The sequence below is a fragment of the Streptomyces sp. NPDC001194 genome (genome assembly GCF_042896985.1).
Classification (GTDB): domain Bacteria; phylum Actinomycetota; class Actinomycetes; order Streptomycetales; family Streptomycetaceae; genus Streptomyces.
Map to the genome: position 1 here is coordinate 1 of NZ_JBIAXU010000011.1, position 24,973 is coordinate 24,973.

At 68.6% G+C, this 24,973-nt stretch carries 25 protein-coding genes and 1 pseudogene; 7 read left to right on the forward strand and 19 right to left on the reverse strand.

All coding sequences use genetic code 11. From position 1 onward, the window contains the following. Positions 1-586: 586 nt before the first annotated feature. Positions 587-1,201, reverse strand: a complete 615-nt coding sequence (locus ACFY1T_RS21715; RefSeq protein WP_390789581.1) for a hypothetical protein — start codon at positions 1,199-1,201, stop codon at positions 587-589. Positions 1,202-1,757: 556 nt separating this feature from the next. Between ACFY1T_RS21715 and ACFY1T_RS21720 the strand changes: the two are divergent. After that, positions 1,758-2,525: pseudogene (locus ACFY1T_RS21720) on the forward strand (helicase associated domain-containing protein); the annotation flags it as partial. Between the two features lie 275 nt (positions 2,526-2,800). On the opposite strand, the gene ACFY1T_RS21725 reads toward ACFY1T_RS21720, so the two are convergent. Beyond that, on the reverse strand, positions 2,801-3,193 hold the full coding sequence (locus tag ACFY1T_RS21725; protein WP_390789582.1) for a hypothetical protein: 393 nt from the start codon (positions 3,191-3,193) through the stop codon (positions 2,801-2,803). Between the two features lie 97 nt (positions 3,194-3,290). Continuing rightward, a complete protein-coding gene (locus ACFY1T_RS21730; RefSeq protein WP_390789583.1) occupies positions 3,291-3,473 on the reverse strand; it encodes a hypothetical protein in 183 nt (60 codons plus the stop codon). 1,114 nt (positions 3,474-4,587) lie between these two features. Here ACFY1T_RS21730 and ACFY1T_RS21735 point away from each other — a divergent pair. Next, positions 4,588-5,103, forward strand: a complete 516-nt coding sequence (locus ACFY1T_RS21735; RefSeq protein WP_390789584.1) for a hypothetical protein — start codon at positions 4,588-4,590, stop codon at positions 5,101-5,103. A gap of 225 nt (positions 5,104-5,328) precedes the next feature. Continuing rightward, the gene (locus ACFY1T_RS21740) at positions 5,329-5,997 is read left to right on the forward strand and encodes a hypothetical protein (protein WP_390789585.1); all 669 of its coding nucleotides are present in this window, start codon (positions 5,329-5,331) and stop codon (positions 5,995-5,997) included. Between the two features lie 889 nt (positions 5,998-6,886). On the opposite strand, the gene ACFY1T_RS21745 is transcribed toward ACFY1T_RS21740, so the two are convergent. The 4 genes from ACFY1T_RS21745 to ACFY1T_RS21760 all read right to left on the reverse strand — a co-directional run bounded on the left by ACFY1T_RS21745 (position 6,887) and on the right by ACFY1T_RS21760 (position 10,632). Beyond that, positions 6,887-7,351, reverse strand: coding sequence for a hypothetical protein (locus ACFY1T_RS21745; protein WP_390789586.1), 465 nt, complete (start codon positions 7,349-7,351; stop codon positions 6,887-6,889). 2 nt (positions 7,352-7,353) lie between these two features. After that, the gene (locus ACFY1T_RS21750; protein ID WP_390789587.1) at positions 7,354-7,851 is read right to left on the reverse strand and encodes a hypothetical protein; all 498 of its coding nucleotides are present in this window, start codon (positions 7,849-7,851) and stop codon (positions 7,354-7,356) included. Positions 7,852-7,880: 29 nt separating this feature from the next. Further along, positions 7,881-8,831 (reverse strand): hypothetical protein, encoded by a 951-nt coding sequence (locus ACFY1T_RS21755; protein WP_390789588.1) that lies wholly within the window; start codon positions 8,829-8,831, stop codon positions 7,881-7,883. A gap of 1,450 nt (positions 8,832-10,281) precedes the next feature. Continuing rightward, positions 10,282-10,632, reverse strand: coding sequence for a MerR family transcriptional regulator (locus ACFY1T_RS21760; RefSeq protein ID WP_390789589.1), 351 nt, complete (start codon positions 10,630-10,632; stop codon positions 10,282-10,284). 900 nt (positions 10,633-11,532) lie between these two features. On the opposite strand from ACFY1T_RS21760, the gene ACFY1T_RS21765 reads away from it, so the two are divergent. Together ACFY1T_RS21765 and ACFY1T_RS21770 are read left to right on the forward strand one after the other, a co-directional pair. Further along, complete coding sequence (locus tag ACFY1T_RS21765) at positions 11,533-11,925, forward strand: ATP-binding protein (protein ID WP_390789590.1); 393 nt, start codon at positions 11,533-11,535, stop codon at positions 11,923-11,925. A gap of 104 nt (positions 11,926-12,029) precedes the next feature. Then, complete coding sequence (locus ACFY1T_RS21770) at positions 12,030-12,203, forward strand: CsbD family protein (RefSeq protein WP_078848521.1); 174 nt, start codon at positions 12,030-12,032, stop codon at positions 12,201-12,203. A gap of 278 nt (positions 12,204-12,481) precedes the next feature. Here ACFY1T_RS21770 and ACFY1T_RS21775 read toward each other — a convergent pair whose 3' ends face one another. The 4 genes from ACFY1T_RS21775 to ACFY1T_RS21790 form a co-directional block, all read right to left on the reverse strand. Beyond that, positions 12,482-13,402, reverse strand: a complete 921-nt coding sequence (locus ACFY1T_RS21775; protein ID WP_390789591.1) for a SigB/SigF/SigG family RNA polymerase sigma factor — start codon at positions 13,400-13,402, stop codon at positions 12,482-12,484. Between the two features lie 181 nt (positions 13,403-13,583). Beyond that, on the reverse strand, positions 13,584-14,036 hold the full coding sequence (locus ACFY1T_RS21780; RefSeq protein WP_390789592.1) for a DUF2267 domain-containing protein: 453 nt from the start codon (positions 14,034-14,036) through the stop codon (positions 13,584-13,586). A 68-nt stretch (positions 14,037-14,104) separates the two neighbouring features. Then, positions 14,105-14,500, reverse strand: coding sequence for a DUF2267 domain-containing protein (locus tag ACFY1T_RS21785; protein ID WP_390789593.1), 396 nt, complete (start codon positions 14,498-14,500; stop codon positions 14,105-14,107). A 111-nt stretch (positions 14,501-14,611) separates the two neighbouring features. After that, positions 14,612-15,046, reverse strand: coding sequence for an Hsp20/alpha crystallin family protein (locus ACFY1T_RS21790; protein ID WP_390789594.1), 435 nt, complete (start codon positions 15,044-15,046; stop codon positions 14,612-14,614). Between the two features lie 128 nt (positions 15,047-15,174). Between ACFY1T_RS21790 and ACFY1T_RS21795 the strand changes: the two genes are divergently transcribed. Next, positions 15,175-15,831 (forward strand): HSP18 transcriptional regulator, encoded by a 657-nt coding sequence (locus tag ACFY1T_RS21795; protein WP_390789595.1) that lies wholly within the window; start codon positions 15,175-15,177, stop codon positions 15,829-15,831. Positions 15,832-16,657: 826 nt separating this feature from the next. Further along, positions 16,658-16,915 carry a WhiB family transcriptional regulator gene (locus ACFY1T_RS21800; RefSeq protein ID WP_390789741.1) on the forward strand — a complete coding sequence of 86 codons (258 nt, stop codon included), beginning with the start codon at positions 16,658-16,660 and terminating at the stop codon, positions 16,913-16,915. Positions 16,916-17,208: 293 nt separating this feature from the next. Here the strand turns inward: ACFY1T_RS21800 and ACFY1T_RS21805 are convergent, their stop codons facing one another. From ACFY1T_RS21805 to ACFY1T_RS21840, 8 genes are all read right to left on the reverse strand, one after another. Continuing rightward, positions 17,209-17,370, reverse strand: coding sequence for a hydrophobic protein (locus ACFY1T_RS21805; protein WP_134067084.1), 162 nt, complete (start codon positions 17,368-17,370; stop codon positions 17,209-17,211). A 487-nt stretch (positions 17,371-17,857) separates the two neighbouring features. Beyond that, positions 17,858-18,292, reverse strand: coding sequence for a hypothetical protein (locus ACFY1T_RS21810; RefSeq protein WP_390789596.1), 435 nt, complete (start codon positions 18,290-18,292; stop codon positions 17,858-17,860). Positions 18,293-18,326: 34 nt separating this feature from the next. Further along, positions 18,327-19,055 carry a helix-turn-helix transcriptional regulator gene (locus tag ACFY1T_RS21815; protein ID WP_390789597.1) on the reverse strand — a complete coding sequence of 243 codons (729 nt, stop codon included), beginning with the start codon at positions 19,053-19,055 and terminating at the stop codon, positions 18,327-18,329. Between the two features lie 566 nt (positions 19,056-19,621). Beyond that, positions 19,622-20,908 carry an MFS transporter gene (locus ACFY1T_RS21820; RefSeq protein WP_390789598.1) on the reverse strand — a complete coding sequence of 429 codons (1,287 nt, stop codon included), beginning with the start codon at positions 20,906-20,908 and terminating at the stop codon, positions 19,622-19,624. Positions 20,909-20,949: 41 nt separating this feature from the next. Next, positions 20,950-21,846, reverse strand: coding sequence for a class I SAM-dependent methyltransferase (locus tag ACFY1T_RS21825; protein WP_390789599.1), 897 nt, complete (start codon positions 21,844-21,846; stop codon positions 20,950-20,952). 54 nt (positions 21,847-21,900) lie between these two features. Continuing rightward, on the reverse strand, positions 21,901-22,842 hold the full coding sequence (locus ACFY1T_RS21830; protein WP_390789600.1) for a hypothetical protein: 942 nt from the start codon (positions 22,840-22,842) through the stop codon (positions 21,901-21,903). Beyond that, positions 22,832-23,851, reverse strand: coding sequence for an aKG-HExxH-type peptide beta-hydroxylase (locus ACFY1T_RS21835; RefSeq protein ID WP_390789601.1), 1,020 nt, complete (start codon positions 23,849-23,851; stop codon positions 22,832-22,834). The genes ACFY1T_RS21830 and ACFY1T_RS21835 overlap by 11 nt, the downstream gene beginning before the upstream one ends. 46 nt (positions 23,852-23,897) lie before the next feature. After that, positions 23,898-24,917, reverse strand: coding sequence for an aKG-HExxH-type peptide beta-hydroxylase (locus tag ACFY1T_RS21840; RefSeq protein WP_390789602.1), 1,020 nt, complete (start codon positions 24,915-24,917; stop codon positions 23,898-23,900). Positions 24,918-24,973 lie beyond the last annotated feature (56 nt).

Here is a 24,973-nt window from a genome sequence, read left to right on the forward strand (position 1 = left end):
CCCGCGGAGCGGGTACCCAGGCGCTGCGCGCCTGGGAGAGAACCGCTTCGCTTCGCTCAGCGGTGGCGCCTGCGGCGCCAAACCCTCCGCTTCGCTACGGGTACCTAGGCGCTGCGCGCCTAGGAGAGACCGGGGGCGCTTCGCGCCCCCATAGCTCCCTTCGGGAGCTGACCCTCCGCTTCGCTACGGGTTCTTGTGCGCTGCGCGCACAAGAGAGAACCGCCCTCGCTGCGCTCGGGCAACGGACCGCTTCGCGATCCTACGACCGGCCCCTCGGGCCTGTGTCCTGCCCTTCGCTCCGGACTGGTTCGGAGTTCCGCTTCACTCCACCCCGAACAGCCTGCTCCGCAGGCTTGAGTGACCCCGTTTCACGAGGTCGGGGCCTACGGCTCGTTGGGGGGTTCGCTCCGCTCCCCCACCTGGGTCCTTCCCACTCCGTCTCCAGGACTTGCCCGCTCCGCGGGCAGGTGACAGTAAAGGGGGTTAGCCCTGGAAGGTAACTCAGAGAGCTCCGTACTGTCCGGCACAAGACTCATGACCAGTATCCGCCACAGTCGCATTCATCTGGGCGGGCCAAGTTGATCTCTTAATCCGTGTCCCTACGGAAGCAGCTGGAAGAGGCAAACTTAGGAAGATCGTTGCGGAAGAAGCGGATCGTCTGATCGGGTGGCTCTGGGTTCGTCAGCTCATTGACTGCTGACTCGGAAATAATCAGACAGAACTTCTTGGTCAAGGCCTTATGGGCCCCTGAACGAATTAGCTCCAGAGAACCTTCGTACTGGCCCGCCTGGTACATCCAATTGTTAGCCCGGAACTCGAATGACGGCTGTTGAGGTTTGTCCTGGCTGACAATAAAGGGGGCTGGATCGCCACTCCAGCGACTATTAACCGTATCCGAAGATGGTTCGTAATACCATACGACGCTCTCTCTCCAGTAGAAGACCGGACGCTTCGAATAAGAGACGGAGACAGTTGGGGTAAGCTGTAGGCGCGCGTCACGGATTACCTCGACCTCCTCGCTCTTGACCCTGGTGGAAATCGTCGGCTGCACATAGAACCGCACGTCATTTCCCAGCTTCTCGAGACGCAAGAGATGAGGAATTTCCAGGTCGACGTCCGGCTGACGCTGCAGCTCGGCGAAATTAAAGGACGAAATAGCCAGGGCCGCGACAGCTGTAGCCGTGGCAGACCACTTGTGCACGGCCTCGAACCGTCTCCTCCTACGAGACCTCGCCGGCCTCCTCAGAGCGTCTTCCATTCCTCCACTCTGCCCGCAGGGCCCAAAATTTAGTCTGCAGCTTACTCCGAATGGTCAGCAACTTACATCTGACCGTCGGGCTAACTGGACCGGTGGCGGCGTCTTCGCCGCCACCGGTGCCGCTGGAAATTCCGCTTTGCCGCGCCGCAACCACTGGCTCCGTACTGTCCGCCCTGTAGAGGTGTGGCGCACCCCAGGTGGAGTGTGGCAACCGCCCCCCGAGTGGCGCCTCATCAGCGCCCCGACGGCGGTCGCGTAAAGATCTCCCGGCGGCCCGTGCCTCGTACTCCAATCTCCACGGCGGTTCAGTCTCCCGCCTTGCTTCATTTTTACCACCAGATTTACTTTGGAACGAGGCACCTCTGGGATCAGGCTCGCCGTGGTCTCGTATCGCGGCTCACTGAACCTGCGCAGCACTCACACTCAAAGATCCACAGGTCAAACGGCTGCCCTACCCAGGAACTGCGCAGATTCAGTGAGCCAACGTAGCTGCAGCCCGCTCATCAGCCGGCGGGCCGAGAACGAGATCACCGGCCTCCACGCCGTCCCGTACGACGTGGAGGCCGAGGTCGGTGTCACCAAGGCGTTCCCCCCTTGGCCGGTGGGTACACCAACAGCGCAAAGCCGCCCTGAGGGCCGGGGAGCTCGAGGACCGGCGCAAGGTCCTCCTGGACGCGCCGGAAGCCGGAATGCTGTGGGAGCCCGGCGAGGAGGCGTGGGAGGCCAAGCTCGCCGCGCTCCGCTCCTACCGGCGGGCCACCGGACACCTCGCACCCCGGCAAGACGCCATGTGGGGCGAGGACGACACGATGGTGCCCATCGGGCAGCACATGGCCAACCTCCGCCGGAAAGGCGCGAAGAACGGGCTCGGGAGGGACCCGGACCGGGCGGCGGAGCCCGCGGCGCAGCTGACCTCGGTCGACAAGGACTGGGACTGCCCGAACAGCAGGCACGGCTAACCAAGCTCGGCGTACAGCCCAACCAGACGCCCCCTCCCGCCCCTGCAGCCAGCCGTGCGGCGAAGGGGCCAAGCAAGGCACAGCAGGCATTCCAACGTGGCCTGGGAGCCCTCACACAATGGGTAGAGCGAGAAGGCACCCACCGGCCCGTCCCCCGCGCCCACGGCGAACAGATCACGGTCGACGGTGAGGCGGAGCCGATCGTCGTGAAGCTGGGTGTGTGGGTCTCCAACGCCAAGAGCCGGCGGGACAAGCTCACCGCCGACCAGCTCGCCGCCCTCGCGAAGCTGGGCGTGGACTGGGCGTGACAGGCTGCGCGGCCCGTCGTTGAGCGGGGAGGTCAGCGAAGTGGAGGCCCTGGGGCGTCGTGACCCCCGGGGCCTTCGGCTTGTCCTCCGGCACCGAAATGGTGGTGCAACACGGCCCCTTGACAGCTGTTGGGTCACGTTTCAGCGCCGGTGTTGCACGGCCGGACGGGTGCGTTGCAGCGGTGGCGCGATCGTCACCGCTTCGGGTGGCGCGTTCGTCGCGGCCGGAGGTGCCTTGCCGGGGAGCACGCGCCACTGTCCGTCTAAACCACGGATTAGGGGTAGGGGTCGCCGACGTGGCGGCGGGCCCAGGCCATCGTGCGGCCGGTGGCGGGGTCGACGACGTCCCAGCCCGCGGCGGCGTACGCGCGCAGGGTGTCGTCCGTTCGGTCGGGCGCCGCGACTGCCCGAAGGCCGATCCGGGCGCCCGCCTGGGGCACGGCGTCGGCGAGGGTGATGGCGCAGCGCACGACGTCTTCGCGGGGCGCCGGAGCGGTGCGGGGCATCAGTTGGTCGACGTGCCACTGCCGGCCGGTGCGGAAGGCCTCCAGGCGCGCGGCGGCGTGGCGGAAGCGGTGGACGGTGCTGGAGGCGCCGGCCCGGTAGACGACGCGGCGGCGGAGACGGGGCAGCTGCTCGGAGGTGGGGGGTAATGGACATGCTGGCACTCCTGGGGTCGGGCGCGCGTGGCCCTTCGGGGCGGGTGCGGCAGGGGTCGCCGAGGCGGGCGGCGGCTGTCGGGCCGCCACCCAACCGGTGAGTGGCTCAGCTGGTGGGCGGCAGGAACTGCCGGTCCGGCTGAACGCGGCAGGTCAGGCCGGGGAACAGGCGGCGGACCTGCCGTTCGGCCCAGGGCCGGACGGTGTCCCAGGCTTGCTGCGTCGGCTCATTGGCCCAGGTGTGCCAGCCCTCCCCGCAGTTGGCGATCTGCTCGCCGAGCGAGGCCATGAGGGTCTCGGTGGTGACTCCTCGGGCAGTTCCGTGTTGTTCTCGGTGGTCCCTGGTCGTGACATCGGCCGTGCGGAGGCCGAATGGTGGATCTTGCTTGGTGAACGGCAGCTCCCTCCAGGTCGCGGGGCACCAATTGGGTGCATGTCCTGGCAGCGGACCGGGCCGTTGGTCGCAGCGCGTAGCGAAAATGAGGGGTCTCTTGATGTCCTGGCAGAACTTCCGAGCGAAGGATCCAGCCCTCGGTGGTCGGCGATCGCGTCCGTCCCTGCCGCTGGCCATGGCTGGTCTCGGACCCACCAGGCCCGGCACGATCGCGGCCGCCGCGTTGGGTCTGGCCGCCAGCCTGCTCGGCGGCGTGGCGCACGCCGACATCCCCGGTTCCGGCGGGGTCTACACCGGCTGCTACGCCGCGAGTACCGGACTGCTACGAGTCATCGATTTCGAGGCCGGACAGCGGTGCCGAGCCAATGAGCTCCAGGTCTCCTGGAACCAGACTGGTCTCCAGGGGCCTGCCGGACCTCAGGGTCCTGCGGGTCCTGCCGGACCTCAAGGCGATACTGGTCCACAGGGGCCTGCTGGACCGCCGGGTACCGCTGGCACCGTCAGCCTCATTGAAGTTAGGGCAGTAACCACAACTGTGTTGCCGGGCGAAACTGCGGCGAGCACGGCCATCTGCACGCCCGGCCATGAGGCGATCTCCGGCGGCTTCGAGCTGGGCAGCGGGGTTGAGCTATTGGAGTCCAAGCGGATCAATGTCGGTAGCCCCGACAACCTCGGCGACAGTTGGCAGGTCCGATTCCGAAACACTGCTTCGGCACCACGAACTGGCTTTGCCATCGCGTATTGCAAGCGCTGATTTGTGCCGCAAGGCCCGCAAGGGTCCAGGACATCGTCGAGATCACCGAGCTGGAAGGCCTCAAGGAGATCCGGGACACCCTGGCCGGAGCAGCGCACGGGCGACGGGGGCGGCGGCCAGGCGGGGTCGTGCGACGGCTTCTGTCCGGGCCCGCCGCCCGGCCCGCTCCCGTTGGCCGCAATGCGTGATTGCTCCGCACCGAATCCATACGGTCGTGCCCAGTTGTGTATTTGAGCGAAGGAGAACGTGACAGCCGTGTCCGCATCGGAGACCGCCCGAATCCTCGAACTGATTGCTCACCTCGATCCTCGGCTGTGGGAGATCCTGCACCCACACCAACCCGTGCTCGCCGCTCAAGTGGTACATTCCGCAAACCCTGACCCAGAGACGAGGCTCAATCCACAGCCGCTCCCACCGCGCGATCTGCTGCGGCTGGCAATCCAGAGCACGGTCAACTCCGTGGCGACCACGGCGATCGCGGTCCAAGCGGCAGGCCAGAACGCACAGGAAGTGCTGCAGGAGGTCGGGGACGACTGGTGCACCCCTGTCGACGACCGCCTCCCCTGGCCGCGCCACTGGCCTTCACCGCCTCTCAGCCGCTTCGGCCCTATCGAGCACAACACCTTGGTGGCAGCTGTCCAGGCCCAGGCGGCCCTGGCATTCCAGTCATATGCACACGGAGTCGCTGACAAACAGCTCAGCGCTGGCTTCGCCGCGCTGGCCGACCGATTGTTGAAATCGGCAGCAGATGAGAACGCCTCCGATCGATGACGGTGCGCCGATAGCTGACTGGTCGTCTGTGCGCAGAGCTGGGAGACTGTATTGGGGGCCTTCGCAGGCACCGGGCTACAGCGCAGCAGCGGGGGATGTGCCCGCCCGAACCTCTGCGTCCCGTCTACCCAGACAGCAGGGTCATCGGCGAGTGCCGCTGATGCCTGCGCGCAATCAGGGAGGACGTCAATGGCGCCTCGAACCAGGGCCCTTGCATTGGCCGGAGTGGCCGTCATCACTGCACTGCACCTCGCGACCTCGCCACAGCCCCAAGCAGCGGCAGCGGACAAAGCTGACCCTATATACATCACACTACAAAATGGGGTACTGAAAGTCAGCGCCAGCCCGGGCGTATCGATTAACCCCGTGGTTGCCAACGATGGCGACCGATTTATTATCATCTTCGATAGGGGAAAGCGCCCAATCGAAGTGCAAACACCCTTGACGGGGTGGTGGATCGTCCTCGATCACGCCTTCTTCAAATCGACTACTGACGGAGTTCGCGGCATCATTGTATCCGGCGGGGACAAGAGCGACTGGATGAGCAACGAAAGCAAGGAGCGCACCTGGTTCTACGGGGGATCGGGCAACGATACCCTGTACGGCGGCAAGGGAAAGGACACGCTCATCGGAGGTCCGGGGGAGGATAAACTGTACGCCGATGGTCCGGCCGGGGACTTGCTCAGCGGCGGACAAGGGAACGACTACCTCGAGGGTGGGGAGGGCCCCGACTATTTGCAAGGCGGAGCCGACATGGACGTCGCAGACGGAAAAGGCGGAACCGATCAGTGCGACGCCGAGTGGATGAAAAATTGCGAATCTGGTATCCGCCTCGACCCAGACCCCAACCCAGTTCCTCCTCCTAATATCCCGTTCAGCCGTCCCCCTGGCTGAAAATGCGAGGATGCGGCCACCCGGATCCTGCAGAGTGAGGCCCCCACGGCCCTACCGGCCCTGATCGCCGCCGGATGTGCCCAGCCCCCGGACCGCTCGCATCCGGACCAGGCAGGTGGAGGGCCGGGGTGCGGGTCGGCAGCGTCAGCGCCGACCGTTACGAGCAGATCGTTGCGGAACTGCGCGCAATCGTTGAAGCCCAGACCCGGGGCCAGTTTGCGTTCGGGACTACGCCTTGAAGATCGAGCCCATGCGGGAGCGGGGCCCGCAGGACAGAGGCGACGAGTTGTTCACGGTCAAGGGCTCGCTGTTCCGCTGGGCCGAGGACATCGGCTTGTCCCACTCAGCAGCGAACGAAGCCCGCTGGGTCGCTTCGCGGTGGCCCGAACTGCACTGGCAGCCCGCGTGTCTTTCACAGTCCAACGAATCCTATGACCCTGTTCGCCTGTCCCGGGCCTTCCCTCCCGTACGAGACGAGACGAGACGAGACGAGACCCAAGCATGTCGTCCTACCGCGATGTCGACCACGCCCTCGCCTCCCCGGAAACCGCCGCCCTCGCCGCTCTGGCACCGCACCGGCCCCGAGCCCTGCCTCTCACGCCCGGCCAGCAGCAGCACAACTGCGAGCTGCTGCTCCGCGCGCAGTACACCCCCCGCCCTCGCACCCCGCCCACCACCAAGACCCACCGGATCGCCCCCGACGCACCGGGCGCGCCGGCCCGGGCTCACCGTCGATGCCCTGGAGGTCCTCGAGACGGCCCCGCTGCCCGTGCTGCACGACCTTGTCCTCGAGTGCCGGGGCAGCATTCTCGTGTCCGGTCAAGGCACATACTGCTCATGGCATCCCGCCCTGGGGCCCTCGGACGCCTTTGCGGCCCGGTCACCACCGTCAAAGCTTGAGCAGCACGCCGCGCCAGGTCCAGCTGGCGCTGAGGACGGCTCGCTGCAGGGGGTTCCTCATGTCCTGGGTGCTGAAGCGAAACGTCTCGGCCTTGTGTCGGCGGCCGTCCGGCCCCGTGGTGGTCTCCCACTGCCGGTACACCGTGTCCGCCGGTCCGCGGCCGTACTGCCTGCGGGCGCCGTCGGCCGACGGCTCCCACCGCTCCTCGAGGGCGCGCACCTCGCGCGCCGCCGGGTTCAGACGCATCCGGGTCCTGAGGGTCAGGTCCAGCGCCGGATACTCGAATTCCGCCACCAGGTCGGCGCCTTCCTTGGGGGTGCCCTCGCGTACGACGAACCGTACGTCCGGGCCGTTGACCGCGAGCAGCGCAGCCCGGACCTCCGGGGCGGGCCGTACTGCGACACCGCTGCGCGGGTACCTGGTCCCGGTCCACCGGTCGGTGATGCGGCCCACGGCTACGCCTCCGCCCCGGTGTCCGGACGCACGCTGCGGACGAAATCCTGGAACGCTCCCAGAACCGCGTCGTGCTGAGCGGCGGTGGCGGTCAGGGCGAGCCGGATCACCGCACGCTTGTGCGGATCCACGACGTCCTGCAGCAACAGGTACACCTGGGACTGCACGAGGTCACGGCGCACGCCGCCGGCTGTGGTCGTGAGGGCCAGGCGCTGGGTCAGGGCCGGTGCGTCGGGGGAGCCGGCCTCGCGGCGGTGGGTCACCTCTGCCGCGTAGGCACCGTTGCGCAGTCGCTCCGCCGATGCGTCGGCGAGCCCGTCCAGCGTCTCGGCCTCGGCCAGGAACCCGCCGTCGACGGCGATGCTGGCGGCGAATCCACCATCCGGATCAGGGTGCACCGCGGCGAAGGCCACATCCTCCGCGTCCACCCCGTTCGGCTTGGCCGGGAGCCAGCCCTCCGGCAACCGGAATTCGATGGGCACGGGCAGTTCTGTGGGCATTCAGAGCCCCCTTTCCACGGAAACGTACATCAGTCGAACAGGTCGGCCAAGGCGTCGGCGGCGTCGCCGACGGCGTTGGACACCTTGCGCGGATCAACGGTGATTTCGAGTCCCACTTTGCCGCCGAGCAGGGGAGAGACACCCGCGTCACCGCCCAGCTTCCATACGCCGGTCTCCTTGTCCTTCTTGTAACCCCACCAGGCTTCCGCACCGGGGCCCGCCCACCCCTCGGCGTTCACACCGACGCCGAATCCGAAAGCCTCGGCGCCTCCGGCGAGGGTTCCCTTGGCGCCCACGAACCCTTTCGCACCGACAGAAACCTCCTCCTTCGTGGCCTTGGCGCTGACGCTGCCCTCGATGCCGGCGAATCCCTCCGCCCGCGCGTACTGCCCGACATAGCCGTACTCGGCCCGGCCTTCGGCCAGTGCCCGTACTCCTGCGGATGCCTCTGCTTTGGAGGAAAGGCCCTGGTCGGTGAATCCGAAGTTCGCGGTGGCTCTGGCCCCGCCGTAGATGTCGGCGGTCCCGGAGAGCGTCAGGTCTCCCTCGGCTATCGACCCCTTCGCGGTTTCGTGGAACAGGTCCGCGTACGCCTTGACCGAGGCTTCCTTGCCGTACTTGGGCCCGGTGACGGTGACGCCCGTCTTGCTGTCCGGCTTCGTCCCGACGCTGGATTCATCGGGCTTCATGGCCTTGGCCAGATCGCCCTCGGCGCCGGCGTTGAATCCGCTGAGGGTTTCGTCGGCGCCCTTACCGAAGGCGTCCTTGTTGCTGTCGACACTGGCCCGGCCGAGGGCGACCTTCACACCCTCGTCGAGCTCGGAGAGGGCTTTCACGCGGTCGTCGATGTGGTTCTGCCACTTGGTGACGGCAGTGCGTATGGAGGCTTCGCCGTCGGGGTCATGGTGGTAGGCGCTGCGCTCAGCAGGGGTGAGCTTGGCGTAGTCGAAGGCGACTTGGCCCTGCTCGGAGACGGTCATGCCTGCGGCTACCGCATCGTCCCGGGCGCTTTCGAGCTTCTTTCTGAGCTCGGTGAACTTCTCGTAGGCGCCCCGCAGCAGACTCGCGATCGCCTTGGCTTGGATCTGTGCGGCGGAGAACTCATACCGGGTCCCCGCGAAACTCGATTGGGCGACACCGGAGCTGACACCGGACCAGCTCCCGCCCAGGGTGATCTTCTGGACGCTGCCCCGTAGCGCGTCTCGACCTTCTTCAGCTCACCCGCCATTTCCTCCCACTTGGATGCGGCTGTCGTCAGCACACCCAGATCGGTGGTCATGGCTTTGTGATACGTCAGCACTGCAGCCCCCTACAGACCGTTCAACTCGACCTCAGGACCCGGTCAACCCCCGTCGACGGAGTCCGATCACATGCACGGCAACCGCACCAAGACCGGCAGCCTGGACTTCAGGGTCAGAGTGAAGTGCCAGCCGATTGAGGATGCCGCGCGAGTACAGCGGGTACGACCGTCTCGCTCCGGCGCTCTTCCTCCGGAGCGAACGGGTCCGGGCGGCGAGCGTGGCACGCGCTGACCAGTGCATTCAGCGGGGATCCTGCGAGAGCCTTGCAGCGCCCCTGAAACGAGCGTTCCGGATGGCGGTCTGCTTCATGACCAGGTCGGCGCGATCCCCCGCCGATGTCTTGCCCGCCGAACCCCGCCCGAGCTCCGGCCGTCCGCCGTGGAATCGCGGTGGGGTGGGCGAACCGCGGCGGTGGTCCGGGCCGCGGTGGCGCCTACGGAGCAGATGTTCCAGGCAGCCGAGAGAACTCCGGAGTTCGTCAGTTCAATGCTGACGGATGACTTTCGTGACGATCAGCCCACAGTCCTCCAGCGGAATACCCCACGGCCGGCCTCGCGGAGCGATATCGGCACCTTCGCACCGCAGCGCACGCACCACCCGGTTGAACTGGCGGAGAGCCACGCCAGCGAACGGGGCCATCCGGACACCTCAAGCGCCTAACTCGTCAAACCGCGCTCCTCGGCCCGCTCTGTAGCCTGTCGATCTGCTCGAACGGGATGAGGGTGGACATGGGGACGCTGGTGGAGGGAACCGTCTCGGAGTCGCTCCGTGACGTGTCCTGAGGCCATGCGGCGCTCACCGCCATGTGCATGCTCGACCAGAACGTTCCAGGGGCGCGCTTCCTGGCCGAGGAACAACGGCTCCAGTCTCTCTCGATGTGCGGTGACCCCTCAGGTCTGTGGGACGCGAGCCCGTCCGCACCGAGCGCTGAACACGGTGGAGGAGCGCGAGGCTCTCGCCGCGCGGCGCAGGCCACCGGCCGAGCCGCCCGCGTTGGCTGACCGAGCACGGCATCGGCGCGGGCCGGCTCCCGGTCCGCGTCCACGCAGGCGCAGGCGCAGGCTGGGACACCTGGCAGCGCGGCCGGTCCGCGGATACCGGAGCCCGCCGGCGGCCGGCGCGGTGGGTCTCAGGCCGCGGTGTTCGGGTTCGCCGATTCGGCGGCGCGGCGGTAGTCGGCGTTGATGCGCTGGGCTTCCTCGAGCTGGTCTTCGAGGACGATGATGCGGCAGGCGGCCTCGATCGGGGTGCCCTGGTCCACGAGCTCGCGTGCGCGGGCGGCGATGCGCAGCTGGTAGCGGGAGTAGCGGCGGTGCCCGCCCGGTGAGCGGAGCGGGGTGATCAGGCGGGCTTCGCCGAGAGCGCGGAGGAAGCCCTGGGTGGTGCCGAGCATCTCGGCGGCCCGGCCCATCGTGTAGGCGGGGAAGTCGTCGTCGTCCAGGTATCCGCCGAGCGGGCCGGTAGGACTATCTGCTGTCATCGAACCTCTCTCGTGGAACACGTGGAGGGGGCCTGGTGCCGTACGGCACCAGGCCCCCGAAGGAACAGTTACACCATCTGCCGGCCCTGATACGGCGCCGGGCTACTGTTTTCCGCTGACCCGTCCGAACGGGAACGAGTGCTGCGGGGATCGCGGTGCTTGACCGGAGACCACCTCGCTATCGATGTCCTGCGGTACCCGGACTCGCGTGGCGTCCGGGCGATCCTGATGGCGTCCCAACTCCTCCGTTCTTCCCTCTAGTGATCAACTACTTACCTGCAGGGAACTGCCGTACTGCTGATACTGCGAACTGCGGGTACTGCTCCACTCGGCACTACTGGTACTGCGAACTGCGGGTACTGCTCGCGGCCTGACCAAGCGCCACGCTCCGGCAGCCAGCCCCGTCGCCCATCCTGCATCTGCTCTGGCTTAGAACCCCACTGCCGAACTTCCCGGTGCGCGCGCCCGCAGCCGACGCCATTCACCGAGGTACTGCTCACTGACTTCACTGCTGGGTACTGCCAACTTCACCACTGCGTTAACTGCGGTACTGCTCACGGCGGCCCCTGATCACTGCGGGCCACCCGGTCCGGCCGTCAGCCCCGTCACCATCCTGCACAATCCCGGCTTCGGAACTCCACCACCGCACCGTCCTGCGCACTGCAACTACCTGCACTGCGGGTACTGCTGCCCGGCAGTTCGTCTCTGCCGGGCCCTTCTCGACTGGGCTACGAGAGAAACCTTAACCACGTCACAGCCCAATGTCTACTCCGACCGACATAGATTTTTAGGTCCGTGTCTTCAAAATAATCGAGTGCCGTCGGGGTTTAACTGCTGCGGCCAGGGGCACAACGACCGGGCAGGCAGGGCGGGATCCCGACCACAGGCCCGGAGGGCGTTATGGCCACGACGAGCGCCAGGCGCACGGCTCCTCGTCCTCTGGCCGCCGTCGCCGAGGCGCGCCGGGCCGCTCGGCGGTTCCTCGAGGCCCTCGGGGAGCCGGCCGTCGGTCGGGAGCAGGCCGACACGGTCGTCCTGGTCGTCTCCGAGCTCGTGACGAACGCCCTGCGCCACGGCGGTGGCGCCTACACCCTCCGCCTGACCGCGCATCCCCACTGCATCGAGGTCGCCGTCGAGGATCCCAGCCCACGGCTGCCGCGGACACGGACCCCCGACCTCGTAGACGGGACAGGGGGATTCGGCTGGCACATGGTCAACGACCTCTCCCTCGCCACCGTCGTCACTCCCGGGCCCGAAGGCGGCAAGACCGTCCGCGCACTCCTCCCCCGGTAACGCGTCGGCGAGCGGCCCCGTCGCCGCCGACTCCGTTTAAGAACGCTCGCGGCGGCCATACGGGGTTGCGTAAGGCGTTTCCACCCAAAAGGGAGTGATCAGCTGTGTCTGGTGAGCAGAAGGCCGAAGCAAAGGGCGAGCAGGCCAAGGGCAAGCTCAAGGAGACCGCTGGCCGCCTGACGGGCAACGAGCGGCTGACCGCCGAAGGCCGCGCGGAGCAGGCCAAGGGCGACGCACGCGAGGCCAAGGAGAAGGTCAAGGACGTCTTCAAGCACTGAGCGTCATGGGGCGGGGCCGGGACCGCAGGAGCGGTCCCGGCCCCGCCCCATGTCCGTGTGCTGTTCGGCGTAGCCACGGGGGCGAGCTCGGGCCGGACGCGGCGCGCAGGGTCCGGCAGCTGAGCAAGGTCATCGCGGCGGCCTGGGGCCTTGCCGCGCGCGTCCCCGAAGAAGAGGCCCACGCGCTTGGCATCGACCGGAAGACGCCGGTAGCTGGCGGGATCCGGGACGGTTGAAGCCCCGTCCCGCTGTGACCGGGTCGACGGTGGTCGGCCTGGCTAAGCGGTGAGCATGCCGGTGCGCAGGTGGGTGAGGATGCGGGTGAGCAGGCGGGACACCTGCATCTGTGAGATGCCGAGTTCGGCGCCGATCTCGGACTGGGTCATCTCCTGGGCGAAGCGCATCCGGAGGATCCTGCGATCGCGTTCGTCGAGCGCGCGCAGGAGGGGGGCGAGGGTGTGGAAGTCCTCGAAGAGGGCGATGGCCGGGTCGAGGTCGCCGGCTGTGTCGCTCAGCGGGCGGCCCTCGCGGCGTGCGGCCGTGCGCTCGGTGGCGCCGGTGGCCGAGTCGATGGAGTCGCTGGTGTAGCCGTTGGCGGCCACCAGTCCCTCGATGACGTCCTCCTCGGAGAGTTCGAGGTGCTCGGCGATCTCCTTGACGCTCGGTGCACGTCCGAGAACCTCGGTGAGGGTCTCCTGGGACTTGGCGAGCTCGACGCGGAGTTCCTGCAGGCGGCGGGGGACGTGGACGGCCCAGGTGGTGTCGCGGAAGTACCGCTTGATCTCACCGGTGATGTAGGGGAGGGCGAGGGTGGAGAATTCGACCTCGCGGTCGGGGTCGAAGCGGTCGATGGCCTTGATCAGGCCGATCGTGCCGACCTGGATGAGGTCGTCGAGTTCGATGCCGGCGTTGATGCGGGCGGTGAACCGGCGGGCCGCGAAGCGGACGAGGGAGATGTTCATCTCGATCAGGGTGCTGCGCGCGTACTGATAGTCCCGGGTCCCCTCTTCCAGCTCCCTCAGCCGCACCAGGAACAGACGCGACAGCTCCCGCGCGTCCGCCGGCGCCACCTCACGGGCGTTGTCGATCCGCGGCAGGGGCTCCGCGAGCTGCCCCGTGGGGGCTGCGGGTTCGGCACGGGTGAAGGCATCCGGGGCGGTCTCCAGGGCGGGAATGGCGGCCGTGGCGATCTGAGACATGAAATCGTTCCTCCCCTGCACGAATGGCTTGCGCGGCCGTCTGCCCGCACAAGCGGAATCCCAATCAGACGGACGTCGAAGTCGTGGTCCGATCACAGCGTCACCGGCAGGAGTGCTTCAAGCCGAAGCCGGGCCACACTTCGGCCCGGCCACGCGTGTGTCCGGGGGCGGTGCCGAGCCCTCAGGCGGCTGAGCCGCGCAACTGGGGCTGGCGCAGTTCGGCCTGGCCGAAGAGGAGGGCGTAGCCGCCGGGGAGCCGGCGCAGGATGCGGGCGAGGAGGTCGGGGCCGGCGAGGCGGGCGACGACGGCGAGTACGGCGCCGGTGTCCCAGCGGGCGACGGCCGGGCTCATGCCGGTGAGGGCCGCCAGGTCTTTCACGAAGCCCCAGCCGGTGAGGTGACGGGTGTCGGGGATCTGGGCGGTCAGGGTGAGGGCGGCCTCGACGGGCAGGCACTGGGCGAGGTCGACGCGTTCGTCGCCGGTGAGCTGGCGTCCGAGGGCGGCCAGGACGTGGTGGACGGCCTCTGCGGCGCGTTCGCGGTTGGGGTAGGCGCCTTCGTAGCGCACGCGTTCCAGCACCTGCTCGAACGTCATGGCGGGGGTGGCCCGGTTCGGTCGAGGCTGGTCGTACATGATGCTGCGGCTGCCTTTCTCTGCGAAGGGTCCGGCCGCCGGCCGGTGGAGGTCAGGGGTCTGGTTAGTCAGGTGGGCTGGGGGTGGCCGAAGAGGAGGTCGTAGCCGTGCGGGAGCTGGAGCAGGACCTCGCGGGTGAGGACATCGCCCGCGGCGGCGGCCGCTGTGGACAGGACCGCGCCGATGTCCCACAGGGCCGTCTTCTCGGTGGCGCCCTCGATCCAGGCCGCGGTCGCGCGGACGAAGCGTTCAGGCGAGAGCGGCTCGGCGGCCTGGAGGGGGTTCAGGAGGATCAGGGCGTAGGTCTCGGGAAGGCGGGCGGCGAGTTCCGCCCGTACGGTGCCGACCAGGTGTGCGCCCAGCAGTGCCAGGACGACGCGGGCCACGCGATCGGCCTCTGCTGGCGTCTCGTACTCGCCGCGTTCCTGGACGTGAGCCAGGAACGACTCCCTGCGCATCGACATCACGTCACCTCCGGGGAGGGGTGAAGAGGCCTGTAGAGGGGTGCGGAGGGCGGGGTGCCGGAGGGGGGAATCGGCTCTCCCCCGCCCTCCGCTGCCGGCTGGTACGGAGGGTCAGCCGGAGATCTGCTTGCGGCCGCTCTCGCCGCCGATGCTGATCTTGCGGGGCTTGGCGCGCTCCGCGATCGGGATCCGCAGGGTCAGCACACCCGCGTCGTAGTCCGCCTCGATGCGCTCGGTGTCGAGGGTGTCGGCCAGGACGATCTGGCGGGAGAAGACGCCCAGGGGCCGCTCGGAGAGCTCCACCTTCACGCCGTCGGCCTTTGCGACCGGGCGGCGCTCCGCCTTCACGGTCAGCATGTTCCGCTCGACATCGATGTCGATCGCCTCGGTGCTCACTCCGGGGAGGTCGAAGGCGATCACGTACTCCTCGCCCTCACGGTAGGCGTCCATCGGCATGACCGACGGCTTCGACCAGGTCCCGGACGTCCCCGACAGCTGCTGGACGATCCGGTCCATCTCGCGGAACGGGTCAGTGCGCATCAACATCGCGAAACACCTCCAGTTGGTTCAGGCAGGAACTGCCAATGCGCTTCAACGTGCATCCGTTGTAACATGTCATCGAAACGATGACAAGCACAGAGTCATCTGGAGGATGACGAGAGACGGAGAATCCCGTGATCGAACCCGCCCCGTCGGCCACACCCGTTCCCTTCCCCGCCGCAGCGGCGGCACTGGAGGCCATCAACCAGTCCGTAAGAGACGCTCAGCAGTCCTCCGCGCAAACCCCGCTGCCCGCGGCGGATGCCGGCCCACACCCGGCCCTGACCGCGCTCCTGATGCTCCGAGAGATCCGCGAACAGCTCGCCGCTTGGGAGAGCGGCCTGATCGAAACCGCCCGCGAACAAGGAGCCAGCTGGGCCGACCTCGCCGGTCCCCTCGGCGTCGCCAGCCGCCAGGCCGCCGAACGCCGCTACCTGCGCCTGCGCCCCGGCAAGGCAGGGAGCACCGGCGAGCAGCGCGTACAGGCCACCCGCGACTCCCGTGCCGCCGATCGGACCGTGACCGCCTGGGCGCGCGACAACGCCGCCGACCTGCGCCGCCTCGCCGGCCAGGTCACCGCCCTCACCGGCCTGCCCGCCAGCGCCCGGAGTGCCGTCGAGGACCTGAACGCAGCGCTCGGCGACAACGACGCCGCCCACCTCGTGGGCCCACTGACCGACACCCGGCCCCACCTGAGGCCCGAGGACACCGCACTCGCCGAACACATCGACGCCATGACCCGCCACACCCGACAGCTCCGGCAAGACACCCACGACCAGCGCAGCACGTGACCCGCCTCAACACCCCTTCTCCAACGTGCCAGAAGCACCACCCGAGGCTTGTGCCGCCCCCGGTAGACCCCACACCCTCGTCCGCTGCGCGGCCGGAGGCAGCCCTGCGCTTCGGATCCCCCGTGGGTCGGCAAGACCTGCGGGAAGGCGCCGGCTGATCGGCGGCGTGCGCCATGGCGGGCAAGGACAGGGCGAGCGCAGTGGCCGCCACGACGACCCGCACCATGATCATCACCGGGCGGTCCTATCCGCCCCCACCTCATCAGGAACAAGACCCAGAGCCGGGTTCACCCGTCAGGTTCACCTTGAAGCACCCACGAGTACCCGATGCGCGAAGGGCCCCGACCGGTCCCGGGGAGAAGGCCAGTCGGGGCGGGCCCGGGCCAGCCGGGGGGTCCAGGTCCGCCCCGTAGGTGTTACGTGCCCGCCCGCGCCGGCCTCACCTCTCCTCGCTGCTTCCCGCAAGGCGTCGCCGGCGGGGGCTGCCCGCCCGGGTCCAGTCGGCGAACCACCAGGCTGCGGTGACAACGGCAGCCCAGAGCAGCCCGTGCAGCACGGCTTTTGGCCACGCCGCCGACTCACCCCATCGCTCGACTCCCGTCAGCACCCCCCAGGCCACCACGAGGACCACGGCCGTACGTACACGTCGATGCTTGAACATGCGCACAACCTGCCCCGGACGCCGATGGCCAACAGAAGTCAGCGCGGCATTTTCGCAGCAGGCCGTCGTGAAGAGTGCAGCTGATGCCCCTGTCGGCCGCATAGAGCCGCAGATCCCGGTCAGGTGCGCGGGTGAGCGACCGACTACGTGAACGGAGGCATGACGATGGACTGGCGCCACCAGGCGGCTTGCCGCGAGGAAGCCCCGGACCTGTTCTTCCCCATCGGGAGCAGCGGCCCCGCCCTGCTCCAAATCGAGGAGGCCAAGGCCGTGTGCCGCCGATGCCCGGTCTTGGAGCGCTGCTTGGAGTGGGCTCTCGAAGGGGGCATGGACATGGGCGTGTGCGGGGGCCTCACCGAGGAGGAACGGCGCGCCGTGAAGCGCCGCAGGGCCCGGGAGGCGCGGGCTCGCCTCCACTCCTGACCCGTCTGCCCTGCCGTGCGCTACGGGCGACTTGTTCAGGCCGGTCCCTTCGGTCCCTGTCAGTCCGGGCCTACGCGACCGGGACGGCCGCCGATCATGGAGGTGAGCAGGTCCCCTGCTGCCTCACGACGACCGCCCGGCTGATCCCGCGCATACCCGGGGCAACGGCCATCACCCCCGCCCCCGGCTTCGGGGAATCCGTGTGGCGGGAGGGCCCGCACGCGGCGGTGGGCCGCTCCCCCGGTCGGGGAGCGGCCCACCATGGCCTGCCACCGCAATTTACGCAGGCCGCGCTACCAGCGGTACCAGCGGCCGCTGCTGCCCTTCGGCCGGGCGACGAACCCGATGAGCCACAGAACCAGGACCGCGATCGCGATCCACCAAAGAATCTTCACCGCGAAACCGGCGCCGAACAGGATAAGGATCAGCAGGAGAACCAGAAGCAGGGGAACCATAGTTATCAACCTCCGAAGCGGCGACTGCCCGCCCCGACGACGGTCATGCGCTCGATTCTTACCCGGTTCTTATGCGTCTGGCCGGGCAAGAGCGACGGCCGCTACGACGTGGCGTAGCCCCTTCGCCCCGTCGGCGGCAAGAGGGGGTTTGCGGTCGCCGGTCCGGAGCGGGCCGACGGTCACAGCCAACTCGTCGGCGAAGCACGGAAACCGACCCGGCAATGCGCTGCCTGGCCGTCAGTACCGTGTCCCTCCCCGCATCCTGTGGTCAGACCCCGGGCCGAGCGGTACCGGTTGCCGTCGCGCAGCGTCCAGCCGCGCAGGTTGACGGCATCGCGGGTGATGTCAAGGACAGTGGCGGCGATACGAGGGACGGAGGAAGAAGCAGCGGCGATTTCGGCGTACGCATGAATGTGCTCGGGCTCGTACCCGTGTGGTTCGGCCGAGAAGGTGACGGCTCGCGATTTCCGGTACGTGGGTGGGGGCGCTATGGGGCGAATCGGCGGTCGCCTGTGAGCGACCACACGCCGGAGATCCGCCCATCAGTGATGGAGAACATGTCAATGCCGCTCTTCGTGACGGGTACGCCTGAGCCGTCAATGTAGGTCGCAGTCCACCGGGATGCGAGCTGTCCGTGAGCACCGTCGATGACGGGCGGACCATCGAGGTCGTAGGTCAGTCCGGTAAGGGCCTGGCGGTGGGCGGTGATGAAAGCGACGAGGGTGCTGCGTTCGAGGGTGGAGTCGGTGCCGGTGCCTTCAACGGTGTTTGCGAAGCGCAGCTGGAAGCCGGGGTCGATGATCTGCTCCGCGAGGGCGAGATCGCCGTTCCACAGCGCCGTCCACCCCTGCAGCAGCTTCGTGCCGCTCTGTCGATTGGGCAGGGCGGCTTCGGCGGTGGCGGGCTGGGTTTTCAGATGCACGGGGTGCCTTTCCGTTGTCGTGGGGCACCAGCTTCTATGCGTTGGGCGACAGCCCTATGTCGGTGTTTACAAGTTCGTCGAGAGGGACGAACTCCCAGCCCAGGGTGTCGACGGCGGCAAGATCCACGGGGCGCGGCGGGGCCGTCTCCGCCAGGGCGTTCGCCTGCTGGATGCGGTCGAGACGGAAGCCGCGTACCGCGGCACGGAGCCGGCACCAGCCGATGAGGTACCAGTGGTCGCCACCCAGGAAACCCATGGGTTCGACGATGCGATCGCTACTGGCGCCCTGCGCGTCGGTGTAGTGCAGGTGGAGGACCTGTCGAGTGGAGAGCGCCTCACGCAAGGTGTGGGGGACGCTGGTCGGTTGCCGTCGGGAGGCAGTGAGCCGGACACGGTCGGCGAGCTCGTGCGTGGCGTGGCGCTCGCGTCGGGGGATGACGGCGAAGACCTTGCGCAGCGCCGAACGGGCATCGTCTGCGAACGGTGTCCCGGACAGTGCGTGCAGTCCCACCGCCAGAGCGGTCGCTTCCGCCGGGGTGATCGCCAACGGTGGCAGGGTGTGGTCCTTGTCCAGGACATATCCACCGCTGCGGCCGGGCTCGGCGTAGATGGGCACACCGGATTGCTGCAGGGCGTTGAGGTCGCGCTCGATGGTGCGGGAGCTGACATCGAATCGCCCGGCCAGCCACCGGGCGCTCCGCGGGCGGGGCGAAGCCGCACGCAATTCTTCCACCAGCGCATACAAACGGTCAGTACGGTTCACAGGAACGGACCGTAGCCCAGAGCCACAGCGTGACCGGTATCCCGACCGGCCGGCCCACCACCCGCACATGGAGCCATCGATCACTCTCGCCGGCACCCTCATCTGGTTCGACAAATGATCGACAAGACACCCCTAGCGGTCCTGAGGGGGTAGGCAGGGTTGGTGGTGCCTGCATCGTCTTTCGTCCGGGCTTCCTTCTCGGCGTCCGCCCCGCGCCGGGCGCGGTCCAGGAGCAGCAGGGCGTCGGCTCTGTACGGGCGGTGGCCGGGCTCGGTCAGGCGTGCGGCCGCCTGCTCGGCCCGCCGTGCGGCGGGCTCGAACTCGCCGCCCTCCAGGGAGACCTCGGCCAGCAGGGACAGCGCCCTGGCCTCGAAGAGCCGTGGCGATGGCCTCGCCGGTGCGGAAGCCCGTACTGCGGCCGAGCTCCGCGCATTGCCCGCCGTGGCGCAGGGCCTCGTTCAGGTCGCCCACGTACCACGTGACGAGGCACAGACTGTTGCGCGCGGCGCTCTGCCCCTGCGTCGATCCCGTAATGCGGTACAGCTCCAGGGCTAGCCGGTCGTGCGTCACTCTCCCGAGGAAGAGGGGGCCCTGCGCGCCGGGCTGGAGACGCTCTCGTCACTCACCGGGGCAGCGGCCCCTGACGGGTGCTTCGACGCCGTGGCCGGGCGGCGGCCGGGCGGGAAGAGCGCCGGAACCGTGAGCAGGCAGGCAGCGGATACCCATGCCCATTCCACGCCGTACCCCATGAGAACGCCTCCGAGCGCCGGTCCCGCGATGAGGCCGGTCTTGCTGGCGAAGACGTGGAGCGCGAGGATGCGGGGTCGATTCGTCTCGGACACGGCTTCGGGCAGCTGCGGCACGAGGCAGGCCGTGTGGAGGCACTCGGTGAGGGAGAAGAGGAACACGGCGGCCCAGGCGATGATCAGAGCGGCCGTGCGGCTGCCGAGCTGGAGGCCCACCACCAGGAGGAGCCAGGCCGCCGAAGCCCCGAGGAAGAAGATTCGCACGGCCGTCGGGCGGTTCAACCTCCCGGCGACGCGGGAGACGGGCAGCTGCAGACAGATGATGATCACCGTATTGGCCGCCAGGAGTACCGCGACCTGCCGCAGGGACAGCAGCTTCGCCTCGCTCGCGAGGAGCGGCAGCAGGAGAAGGAACCCGATGCCGAACGTGAAGTAGATGCCGTCGGCGATGAGGAGCCGGCGGGGGTGAGGCTGACGCAGCACTTCCCGGTAGGAGCCCGTGGCGTCCTCGCGCGTGCCGGGGGCGGCAGGGCTGTGGCGCGGCAGCACCACGTACACGACCGCGGCGAAGAGGGCGAACGTGGCGGCGTTGACGAGGAAGACGGGGCGCATGGTGTCGGCGAGGTTCCCGGTGACCATGTAGCCCCCGGCGAGGAAGCCGAGTCCCTGGCCCAGGTTGAGGACGACCTGCAGATGGGACCAGACCCGGTCCTCTCGCCCGCCGGCGAGGGTGAGGGAACCCAGGACCGCGGCTTGCGCGGCCGAGGCGATTCCCTGGGCCGACCCCAGGAGGAAGAGCAGGACGGCGGCGGCGGGAAGGCTGCCCGCAAGCGTGAGGAGAAGGGCCGCCAAGGCCGACAGGGAGAGCGCGCCGGCCAGCACCTTGCGAGGAGGGACCAGCGTGAGCAGGCGACCGGCGTACAGGGTCGCGATGAGTTGCCCGGCCCCCGTCGCGCCGAAGAGGATGCCGGCCACCCGCGTGGATCCGTGCGGAAGCGCGGCCAGCCAGCTGATGACGTAGGGCGTCATCAGCCCGTTGCCGAAGGCGTTGACCGCTACGCCTGAGAGTGTCGCGCGGTAGGTGCGCGGGGGAACTGGTGTGGGCACCGGCGCTCCTGGGCATTCGGCGGATCAGCGGGCTCGACCCGTCAGGGCGTGCGGGTGGCGGTGAGTCCGATCAGGGCGAAGGGCCGGGTGATGCGGTTGTGGCACTCGGTCAGAACGTAGTCGCGCACGGCCTCCCTCAGTGCGCTGCGCGCGCGGTCGTCCATGCGCCGGAAGGCCCCGTAGGACTCCAGCGCCGCAACGAAGCCGTCCGCGTCGTACTGGCGGTTCTGGACCTCACCCGCCACGGTCACGGGCCCGAACATGTCCTCGACCGGGACGAGGTCGGCTTCCAGGGGCTTGCCGAACTCCACGTACTCGAGGGCACGGCCGATCGAGTCCGGGTGGGCTTGCAGACCCTCGAAGAGCTCCTCGGCCGTCCGGGTGCCGAAGCGCGGTCCCTTGTGGTGGGGGGCGTGTCGGGTGAACAGGGTTCGGATGTCGGCGCAGCGCCGTTCCCACTCGTCGTCGCCGATGAGTTCGGAATAGGTGACGAAGACCAGCTTCCCGGCGGGCTTGAGCAGCTTCCGGGCCAAGGAATAGGACCGGGTGGGATCGGTCCAGTGGAATGCGGACGCCGAGAAGACGCAGTCGTAGGTACCCGTGTGCCAGTCCTCGAAATACGACTCGTGGACGTCGACGTTCGGGTGGCCGGCCATCCTGTCCTGGGCCTGGCGGCACAGGTTGCTGCCGGGCTCGATCGCGGTCACGCGGCTGAACAGGTCCAGCAGAAGGCCGGTGGCCTGGCCCGTTCCGGCTCCTACCTCGAGCACGTGCGCGTCCGGCGCCACCGGGGTGACGAGCGAGTGCAGGAATTCCGTCGGGTAGGAGGGGCGTCCGACGGAATAGACGTGGGAAAGCGTCTCGAACTGGTCTCCGCGTTCGCGTCGATCGAGGCCCAGTTCGATGGGTGGCGCGGGAGGGAATTGCGTGTCGGCCATGCTCGACTCCTGGGAAGTGCGGATCGTGGGTGCGGAAGCCTAGTGGTCCGGATGTCAGGTGAACGGATCCGGAGGTACGGCTCGACCCTGTCTCCGGCGGGCCTTGAGGGTGTTGGCGCCTTCGGGGGCGACAGCCCTGACGAGGGACACGCCTTCCCATTCGACGAGCTGATAGAGCGTGATCTCCTCGCCGAGCGGCTCGCCGTCGGCGCTGGGCCGACCACCACCCACCAGTCGGGCGGCGAGGTGGCGGGCACGGGGCAGGTGCAGGTCGCCCCGCAGGGACTCGTACCGGCCCCGCGAGAGCGAGGTGTGGTAGCGAGGGGTTCTGCCTTCCCACACGCCGTCGTACACCATGACCGCCTCGCTCAGTGCGTGCTCGACGGCCTGTTCCCGGCTTTCCCGCACCGCGGAGCCGATGACGAAGATCTCGCTGTCCGGGTCGTGCCAGGCCGCGAGCGAGAAGAACCCGAGCCGGCAACCGAACGTGTACGTCCGCATGCGGCCCCTGGTCACACAGGAGTGGTCGGTGATCTCGCTGGGGAGCGGTTCGGTGCCGTACCAGACGGTCGCGAGCAGGCTCCGCTCCAGGAGCTCTCGTTCGGCGGCGAGCCGTGCGGCCGGGGTGGTGGCGTGCACCGCAAGACCGGTGGCGTCCAGACCCGGACGATAGGTGCTGTGCCAGGGGCGCGGCACGATGTCCTCGAACGGCCGGCTGCCGGTGGTGGCGCCGCTCCGCGTCGTGCCGTGGACCGGTCGGCCGAGGCTGCCCGAGATCTCCGCGACCATCAGCAGGCGCTCGTACGTTTCCCACAGCGCGGAGTCACGACTGCGTTCGGGGCTGCGCGAGCACCCGAACCCGAGCGCGGCGTGCCGCTGCCCGCCGATGGAGAATCCCAGTCCGCTGGAGACGCTGAGGAACTCCGGGGCACAGGCCGGGGCGTGTTCGTGCCGCCTGACCGGTAGCCTGCGGAGGTCCTCAGCGCTACGCAGCAACGATCTCCTTGCAGGAGGCGGCCACGCTGTGGCCGGCGGGGGTGAGGTCGGCGTGCTCCATGACGGTGCTGTAGCCCATGCCGAACCTCTTCAGGGCCACGTCGCGGGCCGCCCGCGCGCCCGGCGCGCCCGTGGCGTCCGCGTACCGGGCCAGGACGCGGTGGATCCGGCTCAGGACGAACATGGCGTGGTAGATCCCGTACAGGGGGCGGCGGTCATTGCGGATCGGAGCCTGGTAGCGGGCGCTGAAGCCGTTCGTCAGCAAGGGGTCGATGCCCATGATGGCGTGCAGCAGGATGTGCGAGGACTCGTGGACCAGGTGCTCGAGGAAGAAGAGCGTCGGGTCGGCCTCCTCCTCGGCGTCGGGGTGGCGCAGGTACATCTGCCCCCAGTAACGGAGGCTGGAGATGCCGGTCGTGGTGGAACCGGTGAGCGTGGACCGGTCGAACAGACGTACGCCGGCGACCAGGTCGGCGAACTCCGCGTGCATGTCCGGGTCGAGCTCGTGCAGTATCTCGAGGCTCTCCCCGATCCGCCTGCGTCCCTCGGTCAGACGGGCGTCGGAGACCGCGGTGATCTCGACCACCTCCCCGCTCCGGGACCGGGGTCCGTCCTTGCCCAGCAGGAAGCTCGACACCTCGGCGTCGGCCAGGTCCCAGGAGACGGTGTCGACGGTCAAGTCGGGTCGGTGAAAATCTCCCGCGTCCCCCATCCGGGAGATCCGGCCCAGGGCCGTGAGGACGCCGCCCGGGTCCTGCGCGCGAAGAGCCCGTCCCAACCCCCAGTGCAGCGTGAACAGCTGCGGGTTGAGTCTGCTCTCGGTGCTGATGTGGCGCAGGGTCCGGGCGGCCGCCTCGGATGTCCGCGGCAGCAACGTCGATGCCACGGTGGTGTACTGCCGGAGGTCACGGACCAGCGTCGCGTTGATGCGGGACCGCAGCGCCGGCGTTCTGCTCGCCTGGGGTCGCGCGTGGAAGGAGAGGTCCGCGGTGGGTTCGACGATGGTCACGTGAGAACTCCGGTGGTGGGTTTCGTCGTGCTGGAGCGAGGTCGCCTCAGAGCTCGGCTTCGACCAGTTCGTGACACGAGGCGAGGACCATGCGGCCCGCGTCGGTCAGGTCGGCGTGCTCGAGGATCGTCTCGTAGCCCTTGCGGAAGCGCTGCACGGACTCGTCCCGCAGGGCCCGGGTGACGGGGCGCGGGTCGGCGGCGGCGTGGCGGGACAGGACGCGCGAGATGCGGCTCAGTACGAACGTCGCGTGGAAGACGCCGTAGAGGGGGCGGGCGTCCCTGCGGATCGGGGCCGAGTGGCGGGCTTCGAAGGGGTTCTTCAACAGCGGGTCCGCGCTCATGAGGGCGTGCAGCATCAGGTGGCCCGACTCGTGGACCAGGTGGTCCAGGAAGTAGTTGACCGGCTCTGCCGACTCCGCGCCCGGGTCGGGGACCCGCAGGTAGTTCAGGCCCCAGCAACGCGAGCTGGTGGCTCCTCGGATCACGCTGCCGTGGACGAGGCGCAGCCGGGAGACCAGTTCGTAGAACTCCTCGTGGAGCTCCGGGTCAAGCTCGCGCAGCGCTTCCAGCGCCTGGGAGACCCAGATCTTGCCGGTGCCGAGCTCCGCCGGAGTGACCGGAGCGATCTCGACGAGCCCTCCGCGTTCCGAACGGGGGCCGTCCTTGCCGGTGAAGAAGCCCGCGGCCTCCGCGTCGATGACGTCCCAGTCCATCGTCTCGACCCGGAACCCGTCGCCGTACACCTCGCCGTCGGTCCCCAGACGTGCCAGGCGGCCGAGGGCGGCGGAGACGGCTCCGGGCTGCTGCGTACGGAGTCCCTCGTTGAGCTGCCAGTGGAGCGTGAACAGCAGGGGGTTGAGCTTGCGGGTGACGTCGAGGCCCTCGAGGGCGGCCGCAGCGGCCGCGGCGCTGTTGGGCAGCCGCCGCGCAGCGGAGTCCACGTAGACGCGGAGGTCTTTCGCGAGGACACCGTTGATGCTCCGCCGGAGGCGAGCGGCCCGTGCGCGGTCGGGGTGGGCCCCGAAGAGGATCTCGGTGTCGGCGAGGGGGGCTGTGGCGGTCATGCTTCTCCTGGCGTGATGGCGGCTGGCGGACCGGGTGGCGCGACGGGAGTCGCGCC